The organism is Micromonospora sp. CPCC 205546 (assembly GCF_036902715.1).
Lineage (GTDB): Bacteria > Actinomycetota > Actinomycetes > Mycobacteriales > Micromonosporaceae > Micromonospora.
Genome location: NZ_JBAKHL010000017.1, coordinates 21,237 through 42,749 on the forward strand (window position 1 = coordinate 21,237; position 21,513 = coordinate 42,749).

19 protein-coding genes are annotated in these 21,513 nt (G+C 74.5%); 10 read left to right on the forward strand and 9 right to left on the reverse strand.

The window, feature by feature from the left end; translation table 11 throughout:
- Positions 1–19: 19 nt before the first annotated feature.
- The 5 genes from V6U77_RS30040 to V6U77_RS11425 form a co-directional block, all read right to left on the reverse strand.
- A complete protein-coding gene (locus tag V6U77_RS30040; protein WP_442934415.1) occupies positions 20–679 on the reverse strand; it encodes a transposase in 660 nt (219 codons plus the stop codon).
- Between the two features lie 111 nt (positions 680–790).
- Positions 791–1,567, reverse strand: coding sequence for a DJ-1/PfpI family protein (locus tag V6U77_RS11410; protein ID WP_334606239.1), 777 nt, complete (start codon positions 1,565–1,567; stop codon positions 791–793).
- 273 nt (positions 1,568–1,840) lie between these two features.
- Positions 1,841–2,833 (reverse strand): hypothetical protein, encoded by a 993-nt coding sequence (locus V6U77_RS11415; RefSeq protein WP_334606240.1) that lies wholly within the window; start codon positions 2,831–2,833, stop codon positions 1,841–1,843.
- On the reverse strand, positions 2,830–4,212 hold the full coding sequence (locus V6U77_RS11420) for a hypothetical protein (protein ID WP_334606241.1): 1,383 nt from the start codon (positions 4,210–4,212) through the stop codon (positions 2,830–2,832). The genes V6U77_RS11415 and V6U77_RS11420 overlap by 4 nt, the downstream gene beginning before the upstream one ends.
- Positions 4,194–4,499: a DUF6403 family protein gene (locus tag V6U77_RS11425; protein ID WP_334606242.1), complete on the reverse strand. Its 306-nt coding sequence runs from the start codon at positions 4,497–4,499 to the stop codon at positions 4,194–4,196. The genes V6U77_RS11420 and V6U77_RS11425 overlap by 19 nt, the downstream gene beginning before the upstream one ends.
- Before the next feature lie 153 nt (positions 4,500–4,652).
- Here V6U77_RS11425 and V6U77_RS11430 point away from each other — a divergent pair, with 153 nt between their 5' ends.
- Positions 4,653–5,477 (forward strand): class I SAM-dependent methyltransferase, encoded by an 825-nt coding sequence (locus V6U77_RS11430; protein WP_334606243.1) that lies wholly within the window; start codon positions 4,653–4,655, stop codon positions 5,475–5,477.
- A gap of 142 nt (positions 5,478–5,619) precedes the next feature.
- Positions 5,620–6,396 (forward strand): hypothetical protein, encoded by a 777-nt coding sequence (locus V6U77_RS11435; RefSeq protein WP_334606244.1) that lies wholly within the window; start codon positions 5,620–5,622, stop codon positions 6,394–6,396.
- Positions 6,397–6,541: 145 nt separating this feature from the next.
- Here the strand turns inward: V6U77_RS11435 and V6U77_RS11440 are convergent, their stop codons facing one another.
- Positions 6,542–8,095: a DUF4153 domain-containing protein gene (locus tag V6U77_RS11440; RefSeq protein ID WP_334606245.1), complete on the reverse strand. Its 1,554-nt coding sequence runs from the start codon at positions 8,093–8,095 to the stop codon at positions 6,542–6,544.
- Positions 8,096–8,977: 882 nt separating this feature from the next.
- Here V6U77_RS11440 and V6U77_RS11445 point away from each other — a divergent pair.
- The 5 genes from V6U77_RS11445 to V6U77_RS11465 all read left to right on the forward strand — a co-directional run bounded on the left by V6U77_RS11445 (position 8,978) and on the right by V6U77_RS11465 (position 15,764).
- On the forward strand, positions 8,978–10,063 hold the full coding sequence (locus tag V6U77_RS11445; protein WP_334606246.1) for an endonuclease domain-containing protein: 1,086 nt from the start codon (positions 8,978–8,980) through the stop codon (positions 10,061–10,063).
- Positions 10,060–10,752: a hypothetical protein gene (locus tag V6U77_RS11450; protein WP_334606247.1), complete on the forward strand. Its 693-nt coding sequence runs from the start codon at positions 10,060–10,062 to the stop codon at positions 10,750–10,752. Before V6U77_RS11445 ends, V6U77_RS11450 begins: the two co-directional genes overlap by 4 nt.
- A 66-nt stretch (positions 10,753–10,818) precedes the next feature.
- Positions 10,819–14,004, forward strand: coding sequence for a helicase HerA domain-containing protein (locus tag V6U77_RS11455; RefSeq protein ID WP_334606248.1), 3,186 nt, complete (start codon positions 10,819–10,821; stop codon positions 14,002–14,004).
- A 453-nt stretch (positions 14,005–14,457) separates the two neighbouring features.
- Complete coding sequence (locus V6U77_RS11460) at positions 14,458–14,727, forward strand: hypothetical protein (RefSeq protein ID WP_334606249.1); 270 nt, start codon at positions 14,458–14,460, stop codon at positions 14,725–14,727.
- Positions 14,727–15,764, forward strand: coding sequence for a hypothetical protein (locus V6U77_RS11465; RefSeq protein WP_334606250.1), 1,038 nt, complete (start codon positions 14,727–14,729; stop codon positions 15,762–15,764). Before V6U77_RS11460 ends, V6U77_RS11465 begins: the two co-directional genes overlap by 1 nt.
- 51 nt (positions 15,765–15,815) lie before the next feature.
- Here V6U77_RS11465 and V6U77_RS11470 read toward each other — a convergent pair whose 3' ends face one another.
- Positions 15,816–16,985 carry an acyl-CoA dehydrogenase family protein gene (locus V6U77_RS11470; protein ID WP_334606251.1) on the reverse strand — a complete coding sequence of 390 codons (1,170 nt, stop codon included), beginning with the start codon at positions 16,983–16,985 and terminating at the stop codon, positions 15,816–15,818.
- A 225-nt stretch (positions 16,986–17,210) separates the two neighbouring features.
- Between V6U77_RS11470 and V6U77_RS11475 the strand changes: the two genes are divergently transcribed.
- Positions 17,211–18,140: an LLM class F420-dependent oxidoreductase gene (locus tag V6U77_RS11475; protein ID WP_334606252.1), complete on the forward strand. Its 930-nt coding sequence runs from the start codon at positions 17,211–17,213 to the stop codon at positions 18,138–18,140.
- Between the two features lie 21 nt (positions 18,141–18,161).
- Here V6U77_RS11475 and V6U77_RS11480 read toward each other — a convergent pair whose 3' ends face one another.
- Entirely contained in the window at positions 18,162–18,374 is a 213-nt protein-coding gene (locus tag V6U77_RS11480; protein ID WP_334606253.1) for a hypothetical protein, read from the reverse strand.
- 117 nt (positions 18,375–18,491) lie between these two features.
- Here V6U77_RS11480 and V6U77_RS11485 point away from each other — a divergent pair, with 117 nt between their 5' ends.
- Complete coding sequence (locus V6U77_RS11485) at positions 18,492–19,016, forward strand: hypothetical protein (RefSeq protein ID WP_334606254.1); 525 nt, start codon at positions 18,492–18,494, stop codon at positions 19,014–19,016.
- The gene (locus tag V6U77_RS11490; protein WP_334606255.1) at positions 19,013–20,269 is read left to right on the forward strand and encodes an FAD-binding protein; all 1,257 of its coding nucleotides are present in this window, start codon (positions 19,013–19,015) and stop codon (positions 20,267–20,269) included. The genes V6U77_RS11485 and V6U77_RS11490 overlap by 4 nt, the downstream gene beginning before the upstream one ends.
- Here the strand turns inward: V6U77_RS11490 and V6U77_RS11495 are convergent.
- Positions 20,266–21,414, reverse strand: a complete 1,149-nt coding sequence (locus tag V6U77_RS11495; RefSeq protein ID WP_334606256.1) for a site-2 protease family protein — start codon at positions 21,412–21,414, stop codon at positions 20,266–20,268. The genes V6U77_RS11490 and V6U77_RS11495 overlap by 4 nt on opposite strands.
- Positions 21,415–21,513 lie beyond the last annotated feature (99 nt).

A 21,513-nucleotide genomic window follows, 5' to 3' on the forward strand; every position in this document is an offset into this window, starting at 1 on the left:
AGATCGCGTAGCCATATCTTCATCGTGGCGACGTCAACCGTAGCCTGGTACATGAACTCTCTCTTGTCGTAGCGGGTGGCCACGGATCGGAACTGCTTGAGCTTGTTGATCGCCCGCTCGACGACGTTGCGCTGTTTGTGCAGCTCACCGTCGAAGGCGGGTGGGCACCCCCGCCCCGGCTGCCCTTGGCCGCCCGAGCGGCGACCTGGTCCTTCTTCTCGGGAATCACCGCCGTGATCCTGCGTCGGCGCAGCTCAGCCCGGATCTTCTTGTTCGTGTACGCCTTGTCGGCAAGCAGCCGGCCCGGTCGGGTCCGCGGCCGACCCACCCGTCGTCGGACGCGGATACCGTCCATGACCATGGCGAACCTGACGCTGTCGTGGCGCTGCCCGGCGGTGAGGGGCCGGCTGACCGGCCGGCACCGGCGGTCTGCAGCCAGATGCAGCTTCGTGCTCAGCCCGCCACGGGACCGACCAAGCGCCTCACGATCACCCGATTCGCCCGATACCGGCCGCCCCCTTTGCCACCACGAACCCCGTGGCCGGCACCTACCCGGGTCGGCCACGCTGACGAGCAACCAGGACCCGAAGACCTCCTGGTTGGCCGCCTCATGGTCCCCTTGGAGATCCGCTTTCGACACACCGCTCGTCGGTCCGTCGCGGCGGGCGAGGCGTCGCACAGTGCGCCGACGCGGTCATGCCAGGCGCTTCCTTCCACCGCGACGGTGTAGCTGATCTCGTGGACTGCTGGTCGGGAGTCGCACCCAGAAGGCCCGCGCCCGCGCTTGCCGTCAGCGGGGACCGGGCTGGCCCAGCAGTTCCAGTGCCAGGCGCACCAGTTCCGGACCGGCCTTCTCGGGGCTGCCCGTGTCGAACGGCGGGTCGGGGTCGTATTCGACGACCAGTTGGAGTGCCTGCGCGATCCGTTCGCCGGCGATCCTCGCGGCGAGGTGCAGGGACATGTCGATCCCGGCGGACATGCCGGCGGCGGTCATGATCCGGCCCGCCTCGACGTAGCGGCCCGGGACGAACGTCGCGCCGAACTGGGTGAGCTGGTCCCGGAGGCTCCAGTACGTCGTCGCCCGCAGCCCGCGCAGCAGACCGGCCGTGCCCAGGACCAGGGCGCCGGTGCAGACCGAGACGGTCCACGTCGTGTGTCGGTGAATCCGCCGGGCCCAGCGGATCGTGTCGGGATCCGCCTGGACGCCGCGCACGTTCCCACCGGGCACCAGCAGAACGTCGGCCCGGCGCACCTGACTGAGCGTGCGGTCCACCCCGAGGGTGAGCACGCCGTTGTCCGTCCGGACCGGGCCGGTCCGCTTGCCGACGGTCACCACGCGGGCGCCCGGGATCCGGGACAGCACCTCGTACGGGCCGATCGCGTCGATCGGGGCGATCCCGTCGAAGAGCAGGATCGCGATGCGTGGTCCCCGGGCGGACCCGTCCGGTCCGGTGGGCTGCCGCGCCCACACCGGGTCGCCCAGGCCGGCGACGGCCAGGCCGGCACCGGCCCCGCCGGCCACCGCCGCCCGCAACACCGTCCGCCGGTTCACGTCCGTGCCGAGCATCGGTCGCCTCCTGCCGGTCCGGCTGAGGTCGGTCTGGGGGGTGTCCGGTCGCGGCGTCGCCAACGGGTGCCTGCTGTACGTCCCCTCGGGACGGTTCGAAGTTCCTCATGTCCGGTGGTCGGGCCCGCCGCCGCCCTGGTTCCGGCGCGCGGGGGACAGGTCCGGATCCGCGGGGCTCCCGTCCGTATCCGGAGGTTCGGGGCCGCAATTTGCCCGCGCGGCCGGGAGGGCGCGCGCCCCGCGCCGCGCCTGCCCGCCCCGCCGACGGGAGGGTCAGTCGCCGGAGGGCGGGGCGCCGCGACCCCGGGCGGCCTTCCGCCGGGTCGCGGTGCCGGCCGGCGACCCGGCGAGCGCCGCCGCCTGTCGGCTCAACGCGTCGATGCGCTCGACGAGTCGGCGTACGGCGTCCTCGTCGTCCGCGTCCACGGCCGCGACGCGGTCGAGCAGCGCGGCGTAGTCCGACGTCAGCGCCAGGTACTTCCTGCCGAACGTCTGCTCGGTGCCGCTGACGTACGCATGGCGCTCCGCCCAGGCGTACCGCTGGTCGAGGTCGACGATCTGCTGGGCCAGTACGGCCGCGGCGGCGCCGAGCGCGCCGCGGGCGTCGGCGTTCTCGTCGCGGCGGCGGCGACGGTCGTCCGCGAGTCGGCCCGCGCGTCGCCCGCCGACGTAGAGGACCGTCGCCCCGGTGACCACGGCCACGATCGCCGCGGCCGCCAGCAGGAAGCGGGGCAGCGACGGGCTGATCGTCCGCGCGCCGTCGGGAACGGTGCCGGCCTTCACCAGCAGGTCGTAGTTGACGGTGACGACCTTCAGCGCCTCCAGGGGACGGTCGACGAAGGTGTCGACGCCCCGGCTGATGGTCATCTCCGCCACGAAGGCCCGACCGAAGTTGCCGTCGTCGCGCCCGGGCAGCAGCGCGCAGCCGTAGGTGTCGTACTCGTCGGAGTCGCGGCTCATCACCAGCACGACGGTGCCGTCGGCGGCGCGCTCGACCTGGCGGCATCCCTGCCTGAGGTCGGCGCCCGGCTCCAGCATCAGCACGACCAGCCGGCGGTTGCCGATGACCCGCTCGGCCGCCGCCCGGTCCAGCTCGACACCCGGTGCGACGTACACGGACGAGGCGCGCACGTGCCGGGCGACCGGACCGTCCAGCGCCCCGCCGGTCCACAACGCCCAGCCGGCCAGCGCCAGGCAGGCCAGGACGGCGATGCCGAAGGGCGTGCCGAACAGGTCACGGAGCCGACGTCGTACGGACGGGTTCACGACAGCCTGCCCCGGAGGTAGAGGCCCGGGCGGTAGCTGGCGATCCCCAGCGTCCGGGCGGCGTCGTCCAGTTCCTCGGACGCCTCGTTGAGCAACGTACGCACGTGGCGGTCCGGCAGCTCCTCGTCCAGCGCGGCGCGGGCCGCCTGGAGCTTGACGACGCCCCGGGTCAGCGCCGGGTCGCTGCGGGCGTCGGTGAGCAGGGACATCTCGACGGCCAGCGCGGTGAGGCCCGCCAACCGGGCGGGTGTGCCACCCCGCCCGGGGTCGCCGCGCCGGATTCCCAGGCCGTCCGGCCGGCGCAGCGAGCGGACCGAGAGGACCAGGAACGTCCCCACGCAGCCCGCGAAGATCCACGGCAGGGCCGGCAGCGCCACCCGCAGCGGATCGATCGGCCGGTACGGCAGCGGCCGGTCGAACAGCCCGGAGTAGCGCAGGTCGGTGACCCGGTTCAGCCAGGCCGTCAGCACGTTGCCCTGCGGGTAGTCGTACCGGCTCAGCCGGTCGGCGAACTGGCCGTAGAAACTCGCCCCGGCCAGCTCCGCGAAGTCGTCGGCCGCCGGCCCGTGGTACTCGATCCAGAGGCCGTACATCACGACGATCGGCGTGTCCGGGAACAGCTCGGCCAGCGCCGGCCCGTAGCGGGGCACCGGCTCGCCGAACGGCTGCGCGGGCAGCGCCACGTACCGGGCGCCGTCTTCGAAGGCGTTGCGCGCGGCCTTGTCGGGGACGCCGGTCAGCGTGGCCCCGGCCCCGAGGTGCAGGCCGGTGGCCCGCAGGTCGGCGGCGACGGCGGCCAGCTCCCGGTCGGTCGGTGCGCGCCACCGCAGCTCGTCGTGCCCGGGCGGATCGGGTGCGTCCCGCAGCGCGGCGATCAGCCCCACCAGCAGGTTCGTCACGTCGGCGGTGGCGAACTGCGCCCGCCAGTCGGGCAGCGTGTCGGCCACCGACTGGTAGATGCCGCCGCTGACCTCGGTGCCGACCACCCGGATCGTCGCGTTCTCCACGTCGCGCACCCGGTCCCGCTCGTCCTTGTCGAGCCCGGGCGGCGCGACCAGGATCCGGACGGGTTGGTCGCCGGCGGCCTCGCGGACCCGGTGCTCGTTCCAGCGCGCGGTCGACCCGGGCAGCCGCACCACGGGATCGGCGGCCACCAGCGCGGTCATCTCGTCCACCGAGGGCACGCTCGCGTCGCTCAGCTCGCCGGCCGAGCCCTCGATCTTCGCCGTGGCGGCCGGGGACCGGTCGTAGCTGACGTCGACGCTCTGCCGCTGCGCCAGCAGGAAGACCACCAGGACGACCACGGCGACGCCGAGCAGCGACCACCGCAGCAACTCGTACCGGTAGCGCCTGCGGGGGGTCACTGGTGCGTGCGCCACAGCCGGTCGGCCTCCCTCGCAAGTTGCGCCGCCGCCCCGGCGGCGGACACCCCGCCGCGCCCGGCGGCGATCGACTCGGCGCGGGCCAGCAACCGTTCGGCCTCCGGCACCCGGGACGCGGCAGCGTCCCGGCTGACGGCCGCGCTGTCGATGGCCGCGCGGGCGGCGGACCAGGCGGTCCGGTGCTCCTGGCCCCGCGCCCGCCACCTGGGCAGCAGGGTCGTCGCGACACCCGCGCCCACCAGCAGGACGCCGCCGACCAACCAGACGAGGAGGGTGTGGGACATGCGCTCCAACCATCGGACGAGGGGGTACGGGGCTGCTCGCGGCTGTCGGACGGACACGGGGAGACGACCGAGTCTGGCTGATCGAGTCGAACCGGTGCGAAGCGGCCCCGGCGGCCGAGGCCCGGCAGGCGGCGTGCGTCGTATGGTTTGCGCATGACTCACCCGGTCTGGGCGGATGGCAGGGCCTACGAGGCGTACGTGGGCCGGTGGAGCCGCCCCGTCGCGGCGGAGTTCCTGCGCTGGCTGGACGTGCCGCCGGGCCGCCGCTGGCTGGACGTGGGCTGCGGCACGGGGGCGCTCACGTCGAGCGTGCTGGCGCTGGCCGGCCCGGCGCACGTCGCGGCCGTCGACAGCGCACCGGGCTTCGTGGCGTACGCCCGCGCGGCCGTCCGCGACGAACGGGTGGCGTTCCACGTCGGCGACGCCCGGGCGTTGCCCCTGCCCGACCGCTGCGTCGACGTCGTCGTCAGCGGCCTCGCGGTCAACTTCGTGCCCGAGCCGGCGCGCGCCGTCGCCGAGTTCGCCCGGGTCGCCCGGCCGGGCGGGGTGGCCGCCGCCTACGTGTGGGACTACGCCGGCGGGATGGGGCTGCTGCGCCACTTCTGGGACGCCGCCGCCCTGCTCGATCCGGCCGTGGCCGAACGCGACGAGGGGCGCCGGTTCGCGGTGTGCGACCCGGAGTCCCTGCGCGGGCTGTGGACCGACGCGGGCCTGACGGCGGTGGTGGTCCGGCCCGTCGACGTGCCGACGGTGTTCGCGGACTTCGACGACTACTGGACCCCGTTCCTCGGCGGTCAGGGCCCCGCACCGACGTACGTCGCGTCCCTGACGGCGCCGGACCGCGCCCGCCTGCGCGACCTGCTGTCGGCCCGCCTGCCCGTGGCACCGGACGGCTCGATCCGGCTCACCGCCCGGGCCTGGGCGGTCCGGGGCGCGGCGCCGGGCTGGACACCCGCAGGTGCGCGCGCAGCCGGATGAGGCCGTCCGGCTGTCCGCTTCGAGACCCAGCGGTACTCATCGCCGACGTCGTCGGTCAACCTGATCCGTGACGCCGGGTGTCCTGCCCGTCGTGAAGATCGGAGGACCGATGAAGGCCCGTTTCCGATGGCGGTCGACCCCCATGACGCTGGTCGCGGCCCTGGTCGCCGCGTTGGTCGCCGCGCTGCTGCCCGCCTCGCCGGCGCTCGCGCTGCCCTCCGGTAGCGGCTGGTCGGCCTCGTGGAGCTACTACCATCCCACCGCCTACCAGTACGCGGGCGCGCTGCCCGGCGTCCGGCTGACCGGTTATGCCACCGACAACTCAGGCACCAGCACCACGGTCGGTACGATCGAGGACACCGCCGACGACGGCCGCTGCGCCAGGGTGATGCTCTACGCCAACGGCGTCGGCTACGTCGCCGACCGGACCACCTGCGGCAGCGGCAGCTACCTGACCTACTCCACCGGCAGCTTCAGCCAGGGGTTGCTGGTGATCGTCTACCGGATGGTCGCGGGCACCACCACCCACGACAAGGGCTTCGCCATGTTCGTTCCCGGTTCGTCCGCCGATCCGGAGATGCGCACCGTGGGCACCGGCGCCAGTTGGTCGTACTACACGTCGACGGCGTTCCAGTACGCGGTCACCCGTCCCGGCGTGCGGCTGGTCGGCTACGGCGTCCACCAGTACACGGACCAGCGCTCCTCGCTGAACACGGTGGAGAAGACCGCCGCCACGGTCGGCTGCGCCACCGCCGAGGTCACCGGCGGTGTGTCCACCAGCGGCGGCACCTGCGTCAACGGCGGCAGCACGTCCTTCTCCCGTGCCGACCTGACCAACAACCTCCAGGCGTCCGCCTGCTACCAGCCGGTCCCCGGCACCCGGCGCTGCCTCGCGGTGAGCATCCCCGAGCCCTGGTGACCCGACCGGCACCCGGTGGACGCACCCGGCCCACCGACCCGGCAGTCCAGCCGTCCCCGGAGCGACCCGGGGACGGCTGCTGCCTCGACCCTGGCGCGACGCCGACGCCGACGCCCTGATCGCCGCGTACCGCGACGCGGGTCCGTCAGCGGCGGCGCTTCGGCAGGTCGAACTGGTCGGCGGCCCGGCAGTCGCGCGGGCCGCCCACCGCGCCCGGCCCGGCCCGGTCGAGCGCCTCGCGTGCCCGGACCCGGCCGAGGTTCCAGGCGTACCAGGGGTCCGGCTCGTCGAGGTCCTTGGCGATCCAGCTCAGCGTGCAGCGGCGCGCCGGGTCGGGCAGGCCCGCCAGGGCCGGCGTCGCGTCGGCCGAGAGCGCCCGCAGGTACCAGGCGTCGATCTTCCCCGTCTGCTCGTACCGGGCGATGTTGCGGCGGGCGGCGTAGTCCTCCGGGTTGAGCACCGCCAGGCCCAGCAGCATCACCACGGCGAGCGCCACCGTCGTGCCGGGGATCCAGGCCCCGCGCCACCGCAGGCCGGCGACCAGGATCATCAGGAACACGGTGCCGAGCAGCAGCTCGAACGCCATCACGAAGAGCCGCTCACCGGTGAAGCTGTAGACCTTCTGGTACGTGTACATCCGCGACAGCGCCGACACCACGATGACGAAGCTGAGCACGCTGAGCAGGCCCAGCAGGACCCGCAGCAGGTGACGCTCGACGGCCCGGTCCCGCCGCGCCCAGCGGGCCACCCCGCCGAGCACCGCCAGCGTCAGCAGGGTGACGACGACGAGCTGCCAGAACCCGCTGCGCGCGTACTCGGCGTAGCTGAGGCCGGCGGTGCGCAGCACGTGTCGCTGCCCGCCGAACAGGACGGTGAACTGCACCGCCACGAAGCCGCCGAACAGCAGGGCCAGGGCGCTGATGGCGGGAGCCCACTCCACGACGCCGAAGCGGCGCGTGCCGGGTCGGTCCACCGTCGACAGGTCGGGCGGCGCGGCCAAGGTGTAGACGGCGGCGACGGCGCAGAGCCCGCCGACGGCGGCGAGGAAGATCCAGCGGAACACCGTACCGACGTTGACCTCGGGGATCAGCTCGCCGAGCACCACGGAGAAGGCGCCGTCGGCCGAGGACAGCAGCGCGCCGAAGACGATCAGCGCGGCCAGGGTGGCCGCGGCCGACCCGACGACGCGGCGGACCAGGCCCGGGTTCGTCGGGGCGTGCAGGTGACCACGCACCCACGGCTGCCCGCGCAGCGCCGCGAACGGCGCCGCCACCAGGCTGAACAGGATCGAGCGGACGAGCCGGCCACCCACGATCGCGAGGGTCGCGCAAGCGAGCGCGCCGAGCACGCAGAACGTCACCAGCCACCACGCGTTGCGGAAGGCCAGGACCGACAGCAGCGCCAGGGCCGCCACCGCCCAGCCGGCGCGGATCCGCCGGTCGGCGCGCGGCAGTCGCGCACCCGTCCGCCGCACCGCGAGGACCACCGCGACGGTCAGGGCGAGCCAGCCCAGGAACCAGCCGATGCCGGTGCGGGTCAGCGGTACGAAGAACGCCAGCCCCAGCGCTCCGGCGAGGACCGCGGCCGGTACGGCCCGGTCCCGCGCCGGCGCCGGCCCCGGCCAGCGCGTGTCGAGGAACGACGGCGGGCGCGGGATCGGCTGGTAGCCGCGGTACGGCGCCGGCGCGCCGGACGGCACCCCGATCCGGTACGGCGCGGCGGCGGGCGGCTGGGCGGTGGTTTCGGGCGTACCGGCGGCGGATGCACCGCTGCCCGCCCTTGTGGCTGCCGGTGCTCCGACGGCGGGCGTTGCTCCCGTCGTGGGCACCGTTCTGGTGTCGGGCGCTGTCCCGGTCGCGGGCGTCTCGGAGGTAGGCGCCCCGGTGGTCGGCGCCTTCTCGGTGGCGGGCGCGTTCCCGGTTCGCGTGGCGGGGGCGGCGGTCGGTGCGGGGTCGGTGGTGGCTGACGGCGGGCTGACGGCGTCGGAGGACGGCTCGGCAGCCGATGCCACGGTGTCCGCCGCCCTCACCGAGACGGTCTGCGTCGGGATGCTCGCTCCCGGCTGGGCGGGGACTGTGGGGGTCGGCGCGGCCGACGCCTCCGCCGACCTGGCGGCGGGGCCGGACGGCGGTGAGGCCGATGGGCCCGAGGCGGCCGGCACCAGCGGGATGAACACGGCGTACCCGTGCGTCCCGGGCGGAATGCTGACGGGGATCGCCCAGGCGGGCGCGCCCTCCGCCCCGGGCCACACGATCGGAGGCGGCGCGCCTTCGGTGGGCGGCATGACGAGCAGGTACGGCGTCGTACTCCCGGGATCGTCGCTGGTGTCGCCGTGCGTGTCGCCGGTTCCCGGAGGGCCCGGCACCGGTGGTGGCTGGGTCAAGAACCCCTCCTCGCTCGAACGGTCGGCACACTGTACGGCCGACTCCTGCCCCGCCGCCGCCCCCGACACGGCCAGAGAGCCTCACCCGTCCCACGGAGCCCCACCGCTGGCGTGGCCGTAAACGACCACAGCGGCAGGCGCGGGTGACCGATTCGGGCGGGCAACACGCCCGATCGATCCTCGGTAACGTGCTCGGCCGTGACCAGTGGCGTACCTCCCGGCAACTGGTGGGAGGCCCTTCCTCCGCGGCAGGTCAGCCATCTGCCCGGCATCGACGCCGAACTGCTCCACGTGGGACTCGATCCGGCACCGGTCGCCGCTCCGGTCGTCGTCCGGTACCGCGTACCGGCTCGCAGCGGCTTCACGGACCTGCTCGCCGCCGTCCTGGACGAACTGGACCAGGCAGCGCTCACGCTGTTTCCCCGTTGGCTGCCCGGCGCCGAACGGCTCGACGGTTCCGGCACGCTGGGCGCCGCCGCGGTGCGGTCCCTGGCCTCGCGGGTCGCCGCACGCTCCGAGCACTTCGGCCCGTTCCTGGCCGACCTCGCCGAGCGCGCGCTACGCGGGAAGCACCGGCAGCACCGGCCGCGTTTCCCGGCAGAGGTACGGGCTGCCGGCCTGGCCCGCGTCATCGCCTCCGCGTACGACCGCGACGGGTGCGTCCTGCTGGTCGGCCTGACCGACGAACTGAGCAGGGACACAGAGCGTGCGTTGGTCGCCGTCGCCGAATGGCTGGTGCGGCACGGCCGCCTCGCCGTCTGGCTGGCCGGGCGAGAACTGCGGACGGTCGACCGGATCCGGTCGGTCCGGGTTGCGCTGCCGTCGAGCCTGGCCGAGCTGGCGGTGCAGACGGGTCGGGTTCCCGACACCGTCCAGGAGCCTCCGCCGGCGCTGACGTTCCCGCCGCTGTCCGGGGTGCCGCGCGGCGACAGCGCCGCCGAGCAGGCCCTGGAGCTGGCACTGACGCCGCACGAGTGGGCCCGGGGCCGGCGCTGGAACCACACGTACGACTGGCACCTGCTCGGCGAGACCTACCGCCTGGATCTCCTCTGGCCGGCCGAGGGACTTGCGGTCGAGGTGGACGGCCCGGAACATCGGGAACGAATCAGATTCGCCAACGACCGGCGACGAGACGTGCGGCTGCAACTCCTCGGGCTGGACGTGCTCCGGTTCACCAACGAGCAGGTGCTGTCCGACGTCCAGGCCGTGGTCGGCATGATCCGGCAACTGCTGACCCGTCGTCGCCGGACCGGCGCGCACCCCCACACAGAAGAGGCACCATGACGAGCACGGCGGACCTTCCCCACCTGACGCCCAACCAGATCAACGCGCTCCTGGTGCTCATGGTCGAGGCCCGCGAACTGACCAACACCGAGCTGAAGGAGCTGGCCGGGTTCAGCCTCACGCGTGCCGACAACGCCAAGCTCGTCACGCTCGGCCTGGTCCAGACCGACCGGTCGCACCGACCGTTCTCGCACGAGTTGACCGACGAGGGGTGGCGGGTGGTACGGCAGCTCCACGCCGGCGCCCCGCCCGCGCGCGGCGGCTCGGCCACCCGTTCGCTGTTCACCCTGCTGGCCGGCCTGAACCGCTCGCTGAGCCGGTTGGGGCTGAGCCACGCCGACTTCTTCACGCGGCAACCGGTCGCCCTGGGCCCGGCGGCCGGCCCGACGCCCCCCGGCGCCGCGCCGGCACCGGTGGCCGAGCCGGAGGCCGTGGAGGCCCTGATCCGCGCCGCCTATCGCGAACTCGCCCGGGAGCCCGGAGCCTGGGTGGGGCTGGCCGACCTGCGTGACCGCCTCGGTGGGCAGGACCGCGCGATCGTCGACGCGACATTGCGTGCGATGGTCCACGGGGACGGCGTCCGGATCATCCCGGTCGCCAACACCAAGTCGTTGACCGCCCGGGACCGGGCGGCCTCGGTGCGCATCGGGGACGAGGAGAACCACACCCTGGCGATCGGCCCGGCATGATCGCTGAGGACGTGCGATCCGCGCTCGAGGCGGTCAGTCTCAACCCGGCGGTCACCCCCCGACGACGTGTGGCGGCCCAGCCCGCACGACGTGCCGGAGCTGCACGAGAAGGTGGTGGCGGAGATCCTGCGTGGCGTCGGCAGGGCCCGCACCGACGACACCACCGTGCCCCTCGGGGTGGCCATGCAGGGGCGCGCCGGCGCCGGCAAGACGCACCTGCTCGGAGCGGTACGGGATCGGATCCAGCGCGAGGGTGGCTACTTCTTCCTGGTCGACATGGTCAGCGGGAAGACGTTCTGGGAGAGCGTGGCGCTGGCCCTGGTCGAAGGCATGGGGCGGGACGCGTTCGGCTGGGGCACCCAGCTGCGTACGTTCCTGCGTCGGCTCACCGCCCAGCTCGGCATCCCGGCGGAGGTACGCGACGCGGTCGCCGGCACGCAGCCGGTCACCCGGGAGCACCTGGACACCTTCGTGCGAGCCCTGCGGACGCGCCACCGCGAGATCGGCCGGGACTGCCAGGACACCGCCCGGGCGCTGGTCCTGCACGGCGCGCTCGACTTCGAGGCGCAGGACGTCGGCTACGCCCACCTGATTTCCGAGCCGGGTGATTCGGCCGGCCGTACGGCGTGGGGGCTGACCCCGGCGATGCGTACGCCGCAGCAGATCGTCCAGGACGTCTCGCGGCTGATGGCGCTGACGTTGGACCCCACGGTGATAGCCGTCGACCAGCTCGACACGCTCTTCGCCCAGACCAGCACCGCGATGTTCGATCAGTACGCCGGGCTGGAGGACGCCCAGGCGAAGGTCGTCGGGCCCATCGCCGACGGTCTGCTGAAGCTGCGTGACGTCACCCGCCGGACGCTGATCGTGGTGTCGTGCCTGCCGGACACCTGGGAGCTGCTGACCAGGAGCGCGCCCACCCCGGTCGGCGACCGGTTCCGGCAGGCCACCCTTCCCGACCGGATTCCCACCCCCGAGATCGGCCGGGCCATCGTGGCGAAGCGGTTCACCGCCGCCTTCGCCGGGCCACGTTTCGCACCGCCGCATCCGACCTGGCCGATCAGCCCCGAGGCGTTCGCCGACGCCCCGGCGTTGACGCCCCGGGCGTTGCTGCGCCGCGTGGACCGGCACATCGCCTGGTGTCGGGACCGGGACGAGGTGACCGAACTCGACCGCCTCATCGAGGTCGGCGACCACGTCGCGGTCGTGCCCGAACCGTCAGGCGCAGGCACCACGGTCGGCACGGGGGCGGCCGGCTGGACGGCCGCCGCCGACGATGCGTGCCTGCGGCGGCTCGACGACCGCTTCGCCGAGCTGGTGGCGGCGGCCGACGTGACGGCCGCGCTCGATCCGCGCACCGAGGACGCACACATGCCGACGCTCCTCGCGGCCGGCCTGGCGGCCTGGATCGCCGAGCAGGCTCCCACCGGTGCCAGTTACACGTACGACCCGCCGCCCGGCCGCAAGCCGGCGCTGCACGGGCGGCTGATCGAGGTGCTGGACGAGGCCACCGAGAACGAGGCGCACTGGTGTCTTCGCGGGATCTCCCACCCGAACGCGATCGCGGTGACCGCCAGGGTGAAGGCGGCCTGCACCATGGCGGGCCTCGACCGTGCGTTGCCGCAACGGCGGCTGGTGCTGCTGCGCAACGGCCCGTGGCCGACCGGCAAGCGTACGGCCGAGGTGTTGGCGGCCTTCGACGCGGCCGGCGGCATCCGCTGCGGCGTCGAAGAGGGCGACCTACGGGTCTTCGCCGCACTTCGTGAACTAAGCGGCGAACCGGCCTCTGTTCTGCGGGGGTGGCTGGTGGCGCGCCGCCCGGCCAGCTCCACGCAGCTGTTCGCAACGATCCTCGGCGAATCCGCCGGAGCGACCACTGCGGGGGCCGGGCCGGCCGCCCGCTCGGGCGGGCCGGCCGCCGAGGTGGGCGGCGAGGACGACGCGCGGGTCGACGGCGGAAGGGCCTCGGCCGACGGAACCTCGATCCTGGTGGGGCGGACCACCGACGGGGCGCGGCCCTTCGCGGTGGACCTGGAGTCGCTACGCCGGCACACGGTGATCTTCGCCGGCTCCGGCTCCGGCAAGACGGTGCTGATCCGGCGACTGGTCGAGGAATGCGCGCGGGAGGGCGTGTCCGCGATCGTGCTCGATCCCAACAACGACCTCGCCCGGCTGGGCGATCCCTGGCCGCAACCGCCAGCCGGATGGGGCCCCGGCGACGCCGAGCGGGCCCGCGACCACCTCGACCACACCGAGGTGGTGATCTGGACGCCCCGAGTCAACGCCGGTCGACCGCTCACCTTTCAGCCCTTGCCGGACTTCACCCCCGTCCGCGACTCGCCGGACGAGTTCGACCAGGCGATCCGTTCGGCGGTGGAGGCACTCGCTCCGCGCGCCGGGGTGGACCGGCCGACGAGGGTGGCCCAGCAGGGCAAGGCCGTGCTGACCGAGGCTCTCCAGGCGTACGCGAGGAGCGGAATGGTGGGCCTGCCCGGCTTCACCGAGTTCCTCGCCGAGTTGCCCGACGGGGTGAGCCGGCTGAGCCGGGCGGAGAAGCTGGCCCAGGACCTGGCCGAGACCCTGAAGGCCGCCATGGTCACCGACCCGTTGTTCGGCGGCGTCGGCGCCCCGGCCGATCCGGGCCTGCTGCTGACCCCTTCGCCGGGCCGTCGAGCACGCATCTCCGTGATCAGCTTCGTCGGGCTCACGTCGGACCAGGAACGGCAGGGCTTCGTCAACCAGCTCCAGATGGCCCTGTTCGCCTGGATCAAGCGGCACCCGGCGGGCGAGCGGCCCCTGGGCGGGCTCCTCGTGATGGACGAGGCGCAGACCCTCGCCCCGTCGACCGGGCAGACGGCCTGCACCGCCAGCACGATCGCCCTCGCCTCCCAGGCCCGCAAGTACGGGCTCGGGCTGGTCTTCGCCACCCAGGCGCCGAAAGGGCTGCACAACCAGATCTCCGGCAACGCCACCACGCAGTTCTTCGGGCTGCTCAATGCTCCCGCGCAGATCGACGCGGCCCGTCAGTTGGCGGAGGCCAAGGGCGGCCGGCTACCCGACATCGGCCTCATGCAGAGCGGCCAGTTCTACGTGGCCGGAGAGGGCTTCGCGTTCGTCAAGGTGGACACGCCGATGTGCCTGTCCCACCACCCCAAGGCGCCGCTCAGCCCGGAGGAGGTCGTCGCCAGGGCCGCCTCGGCACACTTCCCCCCGGAACGCAGTCACCTGCCGGACGCGACGGCCGTCCGATGACGGACAGGACGTAAGCCTCCTGTCCGACGCACTGTTGTAGCAGGTGAGAGGCGTGAGGATGGCGGGCCACATCCCATCCCTCGGGCCCGGCGGGGACAGCATCGTCCCCGCCGACACCGCCACCACCGAGCCCGGCCCCGCGACGGCCCCGGCGTAGCGCAGCGCCGGCCGCCCACGCACCGCGAGGCCGCGCTCCCGGCAGCCACCGTCCCGGGCGCCCCGGGCGATGCCGCCTCACCGACACCGACACCGACGTCCCCGTTCCGGCAGCCACCCCCGCCGCGCGGCAATCCCGAGACGGGCGCGGCCGGCGAGCCGTATCCAGGTGCCGCCCGGGCCCACGCCGTCGCGTGCCCGGCGGCTCAGGCGTCGCCCGACGCCATCCTGCCCCAACCGGAGCCGACCGTGGTCACGAGCGGTCAGCTCCGGGGGCCTAGCACGAGAGGAGCCGGCATGGCCGCTCCCACCGCCACCGCATCCCTGAACGCCTCCACCTACTCACCCGGCGACCAGATGGTCCTGACGGTCACCTACGGCGACGCCGACACCAGGCCGGTGACCGTCACGATCGTGGTCACCGACGCGCAGGGCAACAGCAGCGCGCCGGTCAAGGTCACCGCCGTCATCGACCCGCTCACCCTCGCCGTCACCGACGACTCGGGCCGCACCTGGAGCAGGGCGTCGGACAACGGGTCGGTCGCCGTCTACCGGGCGGTGGCGTGATGCCCCGGGTCACCGTCACGGTGCGCGACAGCGGCGGGCGTACCGCCACCGCCACCGCCGACTACACGATCGCCCCGCCGGTGCTCGGCGGCTACTACCTCTCCGGCGGCGCCGACCCGACGGCCGACATGGCCGGGGGGAACTTCCGCTCCCTGACCCAGTACCGCAGCTTCGCCGACGGCTACACCTTCCCCGGCTACCAACGGCCGTGGCTGATCACGCTCGGCCAGGCCGGGGTGCGGATGAACATGGTGCTGGAGCTGAAGCACTACGGCGCGCCCAACGCCGGGCCGCAGACCTTCACCGTGGACGGCGTGGCCTACACCGTCCCGGCGCCCGCGATGACCATCCAGCAGCGCCCCGGCACGACCTGGCCCCGGGCGTACGGCTACAGCCAGGTCCTGGCCGGGCACTGCGACGGCCTGTTCGCCCGCGCCCTGTCCCAGTACCGGACCCTCGGCTTCGGGGTGAACATCCAGCTCGCCTCCGAGTTGGACACCGACCACGAGTTCGGCACCACCGAGTCCGGCGTCACCTACAGCTGGGCGCAGTCGGACGCCCGCGCCGTGCAGGCGGTGACCTACATCGTGAACTGGTTCAAGGCCCGGCAACTGCCCGCCGGCACGACGTTCTCGGTCGGGGTGGGCGGCTTCGACCGGGCGTGCTTCCAGCGCACCCACCCGGAGGCGTTGATGGCCAGGCTCGACTTCCTCCAGTGGAACGCCTACGCCACCAGCCCCACCCACACGGCGCTGGCCCGGTTCCGCCGGGCGAAGGACTGGGCGGTGGCCGACCTCGGCCCCGTCGCCCTCTCCCGCCCGGTGATCATCGCCGAGTGGGGCGTACGCGTGGCGGAGGTGCCGGACCAGGCTGCCTGGATCGCCACCGTGCCGGCCGCCGTCGCCCAGCTCAACGCGGAGCGGGGCCCCCGGATCGCGCGGACCAACTACTTCAACTCCGGCTGGGGCACCCTGTCGCCGAAGTCGACGGGGCTGGCCGCGCTGCGGGCGGCGTACGCCACCCGGCCGTACGTCTAGCAGGCCCGACCGGGCGGCGTCGGGACCCGACGCCGGCCGGTCGCCCCGGCGTCAGTAGGCCAGCTCCACCGGCTGACCGGGCACCCGCGCGCCGTTGTTGGCGAGCCAGCCCTCGGCCGCCGCCGCGTGCTGGCTGAACGTGTGGATGTCGCGGAACCGGCGCTGCAGCGGCGACGAGTCGCGGGCTGCCCCGCCGCCGGCCGCCCGGTAGCAGGTGTCGACCGCGGCGGCGGCCCGCTCCGTCACCCAGGGCAGCGCGGCGGAGATCCTCGGGTGCAGCGCGGGAATCGCGGCCGGGTCGGTGGCGCACGCCGCCCACAGCTCGTCGGCCAGGTCCCGCAGCAGCGCCCGTGCCGCCCGTACGTCCAGGTCGGCGCGGCCGAGCTGGAGGCGGAAGGCCGGCGAGTCGGCGAGCGACTGCCGGGCGTAGAGCCGCTGCCGACCGCCGTCGAGCAGGGCGACCATGTCGTCCAGCGCACCCTGTGCGATGCCGACCGCCACCGCGCCGAGGTGCAGGACGAAGTGGACCAGCGGCGCCACGAAGCCCGGCCCCGGTACGCAGGGCACGCCGGTGAACAGGTCGAAGCTCTCCTCCGCCGGGCAGAAGGCGTCCGCCACCTCGACGTCGTGGCTGCCGGTGCCGCGCAGGCCCAGCACGTGCCAGGTGTCGTGCACGGTCACCCGGGAGGCCGGAAAGAGCATGGAGCGCACCGGCGGCGGTGCCCCGGCGGGCCCGGGCAGCGGCGCGCCGTCCTCGGTCAGCACGCAGTTGCCGAAGATCCAGTCGGCGTGCCGCGCGCCGCTGGCGAACGCCCACCGGCCGGTGACCCGGTAGCCCCCGTCGACCGGCTCGGCGCGCCCCTGCGGGGCGAACCCGCCCCCGACCACCACGTCCGGCCCGTCGGCGTAGGCCTTGTCGAACCGGTCGCGGGACAGCATCGCCAGCAGGTGCGGCGTCTCGGCGCCGATCATGACGGTCCACCCGGTGGAGCCGTCGGCCCGGGCCAGCGCCTCCAGCACCCGCAGCCCGGTGCGCAGGTCCGCGTCGTACCCGCCGTGGCTGAGGGGGACGAACATCCGGAAGCAGCCGGCCGCCCGCAGCGAGTCGAGCAGGTCGGCCGGGAGCCCCCGGGCCGCCTCGATCTCCCCGGCCCGGCGGGACACCTCCGGCAGCAGCGCCTCCACCGCCCCGATCAGCCGGTCCCGGTGCTGGTCCTCCATGGGTCTCTCCTCGTCTCGTCGTTCGGCCTCCACTCTGGACCGGCGGACGACCCGGGGCCACAGCCGCCGCTATCGGATGCCCGCCACTTCGCCGCGGCGGCGCCCCGCCGCCGACGGAGGGACGGCGAGGAGGGGGCGACGAGGCGCCCGGGCGGGCACAGCGCCCGTACGTCCGGGAAGGGCCGGAGCGGCGCGCCGGCCGGGTCGGCTCCCTATGCTCGGGACATGGAACTGCGGATCTTCACCGAACCCCAGCAGGGCGCGACGTACGACGACCTGCTCGCCGTGGCCCGCTGCGCGGAGGAGGCCGGCTACGGCGCCTTCTTCCGTTCCGACCACTACCTGAAGATGGGCGCGGTGAGCGGCGACCCCGGCCCGACGGACGCGTGGACGACCCTCGCCGGCCTGGCCCGGGACACCCGGCGGATCCGGCTGGGCACGCTGATGACCGCCGCCACCTTCCGGCTGCCCGGCCCGCTGGCCATCACCGTCGCGCAGGTCGACCAGATGAGCGGCGGCCGGGTGGAGCTGGGCATCGGCACCGGCTGGTACGCCGAGGAGCACACCGCGTACGGGATCCCCTTCCCGTCGCTGGGGGAGCGCTTCGACCGGCTGGAGGAGCAGCTCGCCGTCGTGACGGGGCTCTGGGCGACGCCGCCGGGCGCGACCTTCGACTTCGCCGGGAAGTACTACCCGGTCAGCGGCTCGCCGGCGCTGCCGAAGCCGGTGCAGGACCCCCGCCCGCCGATCCTGCTCGGCGGCATGGGCCCGAAGCGCACGCCCCGCCTGGCGGCCCGCTACGCCGACGAGTTCAACCTGCCGTTCGCCTCGATCGGGGACTCCGCCGCCCAGTTCGACCGGGTGCGGGCCGCCTGCGCGGAGACCGGCCGGGACCCGGGCGAGCTGTGCTGGTCCAACGCCCTGGTGCTCTGCTGCGGGCGGGACGACGCCGAGGTGGCCCGGCGGGCCGCCGCGATCGGCCGGGAACCGGACGAACTGCGCGAGAACGGCCTCGCGGGCACCCCCGCCGAGGTCGTCGACAAGATCGGCCGGTACGCCGAGATCGGCAGCGAGCGGCTCTACCTCCAGGTGCTCGACCTGGCCGACCTCGACCACCTCGAACTGGTCGCGGCCGAGGTCACGCCCCAGCTCTGAGCCGTCGGGCCGGAGCGGGCGTCAGGCGCGGGGCCCGGTGCCGCCCGCGCGGGGCGCCGGCCCCGGGTGCGGCACGGGGCGGGGCGCGGGCGGGGGCGCCGGTGTCGGCCGGGGACCGGGCGTGGTGCCCGACGGCACCGCGCCCGACGGCTCCAGTCCGGTGCCGGTCGGGTCGATCTCCTCCTCGGAGGGGAACACGTCGCCCCGTGGGGCGGGATCGCGATAGCTGCTCATCGGCGTAGGGTTCCCCGACGGCGGCGCGGTAACCGTGCCCGATCGACCGGTTCCGCCCCCGCCGGTGGTCGTCGATGATGCGTCCCGACGACCGCACTGTCGAACGGGGGGTACGAGATGGAACTGCACCGCAGCCGGGGGGCGCTGGTGCTGCCCCTGGCCTGCGTGACCGGTGGCGGGGTGCTGCTGGTGCTGCCGGGGGAACACGCGCTGCTGCGCCGGCTGGTCGCCGTCGGCGCGGTGCTGCTGGGCGGGAGCGTGCTGGCCGGCCTGCTGCGTCCGTTCCGGTTCGTCATCGACGCCGACGGAATGGCCGTCCGCCGCCCGGGCCTGCGCCGCACGATCGCGTGGGCGGAGGTCGAGGCGCTGGCGCTGGCCCGGCCGCCCGCCCCGCAGGGGTTGCCCGCCACGGCGCGACTGCTGCTGGTGCCCGCGCCGGGTGCGCTGGGCGACCTGCCTGCCGACGGGCGCCATCCGGTCGACGGTCGGGCGGCGGTGGAGCTGCTGGATCTGGCGCGCGTCCGGGAGGAGCCCGCCGAGGTGGCGGCGGCGTTGACCCGGCACGCCGGGGACCGCTTCGTCGACGCGCTCGGCGGGGTCCCGGCCGACGACCGTCGCACCGACCACCGCCGTACCCCGTGAGCACCGCCGGGGCCGGGCCACGGCACAACTGGGCGGGCAACGTCCACTACGCCGCCCGCCGCCACCACCGCCCCTCCTCGCTGGACGAGCTGCGCCGGCTGGTGGCGGGCAGCGACCGCCTCCGGGTGGTGGGCACGGGTCACTCGTTCAACCGCCTCGGCGACACCCCCGGCGAGCTGGTCTCGCTGGCCGGGCTGCCCGCGACCGTCGCGCTCGACGAGGACCGGCGGACCGTCACCGTGCCGGCCGCCATGCGCTACGGGGACCTCGCGACCTGGCTGCACGCGCGCGGGTACGCGCTGGCCAACCTCGCCTCGCTGCCGCACATCTCGGTCGCCGGGGCGATCGCCACCGGCACCCACGGCTCGGGCGAGACGATCGGCAACCTCGCCAGCACGGTCGCCGGGCTGGAACTGGTCACCGCCGGCGGCGACCTGCTGACCGTCGACCGGGCGGCCGACGGGGACACCTTCGCCGGGATGGTCGTCTCGCTGGGCGCGCTGGGCGTCGTCACCCGGGTCACCCTGGACGTGGTGCCGACCTTCGACATCCGCCAGCACGTCCGCCTCGGCCTGCCCCGCTCGGCGCTGGACGCGGCGTTCGCCTCCGCGTACAGCGTCAGCGTCTTCACCGACTGGCGCACGCCCCGGCTGCGGGAGGTGTGGGTCAAGCAGCGCGCGGACGCCGCCCCGCTGCCGGCGGAGTGGCTGGACACCACGGCGGCCGACGGGCCGCGGCACCCGGTGCCCGGCATGCCGGCACGCAACTGCACGACGCAGCTCGGCGAACCGGGTCCGTGGCACGAGCGGCTGCCGCACTTCCGGCTCGGGTTCACCCCCAGCAGCGGGGCGGAGCTGCAGTCGGAGTACCACGTGCCGCGCGGCGCGGCGGCGGCGCTGGCCGCGCTGGACCCGGTGGCGCACCTGATCGCGCCGGTGCTCCAGGTCTGCGAGCTGCGGGCGGTGGCCGCCGACGGGCTGTGGCTCAGCCCGAACCACGAGCGGGACAGCCTCGCCATCCACTTCACCTGGACCGCGGACGCGGCGGCGGTGCTGCCGGTGGTGGCGGCCGTGGAGGAGCGGCTCGCGCCGTTCGCGCCGCGCCCGCACTGGGGGAAGGTCTTCGGCCTCGCCCCGGCGGCCCTCGCCGCGGCCTGGCCCCGCTACACCGACTTCCTCGACCTGGCGCGCCGGCTCGACCCGGCCGGCACCTTCCGCACCGACCTGCTCGACCACTACCTCCCGCGCGACTAGCGGCCGGGCCGGCTGTCGGCCAACTGCTCCCGGAGGCTGCCGCGCTGCACCGCCCGGCTGATGTCGCTCGGCGAGACGATCCCGACGAGCCGGCCGTCGGAGACCACCAGCGCCCGCCCGTCGGCGCACTCGCTGAGCCGGGGGAGCAGCTCGTTGAGCGGCTCGTCCGGCCGGGCGAGCACCAGCTCGTCGGCGCGGCAGGCGACCTCGGCCAGCGTGGTGGCGGCCCGCCGGTCCGCCGGGATGCCGCGCACCCGGTCGAGGGTGACCAGGCCGACGGGCCGGTCGCCCTCGATCAGCGGCAGGGCCGTGTGCCGGTACGCGAAGAGGTAGTGGTCGACGAAGTCGCCCACCGTCATCTGCCCCGACGCCGTCTGCGGCTGCGGCGTCATCACGTCGGCCACCCGGACGCCCTGCAACGCGCTGCCCATCCGGGCCTGCCGCTCCTCCATGCCGGCGGCGCCGATGAGGAACCAGCCGATCAGGGCGAGCCAGAGCCCACCGAAGCCGACGCCGGCCAGGAACTGCCACAGCCCCAGGCCGATCAGCACCGCGCCGAGCACCCAGCCGGCCCGGGCGGCGACGACCGACGCCCTCGTCCGGTCGCCGGTGGCCTTCCAGACCGCCGCCCGCAGCAGCCGCCCGCCGTCCAGCGGGGCGGCCGGCAGCGCGTTGAAGACCGCCAGCAGCACGTTGATGCCGGCCAGCCAGGCCAGCGAGCCCAGCAGCAGCCCTTCCACCCCGGCCAGGGCGAGCACCACGGCGATCGCGCCGAAGAAGAGCCCGATCAGCAGGCTCACCAGCGGGCCGACGCCGGCGATGCGCAGTTCCGCGCCCGGGTCGCGCGCCTCGCCGCGCAGCTCGGCCACGCCGCCGAAGAGCCAGAGGGTGATCCCGCCGACCTCCAGCCCGTTGCGCTTGGCGACGATCGCGTGGGAGACCTCGTGGGCGAGCAGGCCGAGGAAGAAGACCACCGCCGCGGCGAGCCCCGCCAGGACGTACGCGGCGACGGGCCGGTCCGGGTAGGCGCGGGGGAACTGGTTGGCGGCCAACCCCCACGCGATCAGCGCGAAGATGACCAGGACGCTCCAGTTGACCCCGACCGGTACGCCCGCAATCCGGCCGAGCCGGAAACTCGCCCTCATGTTCCGGGTACTACCCGCGATGGCCGCGCCCATGCCGACGCGGCGCGCCCGGGCGTTGACGGCTCCCCGGCGGACGTATACCTATGTAGTTATCGTCGT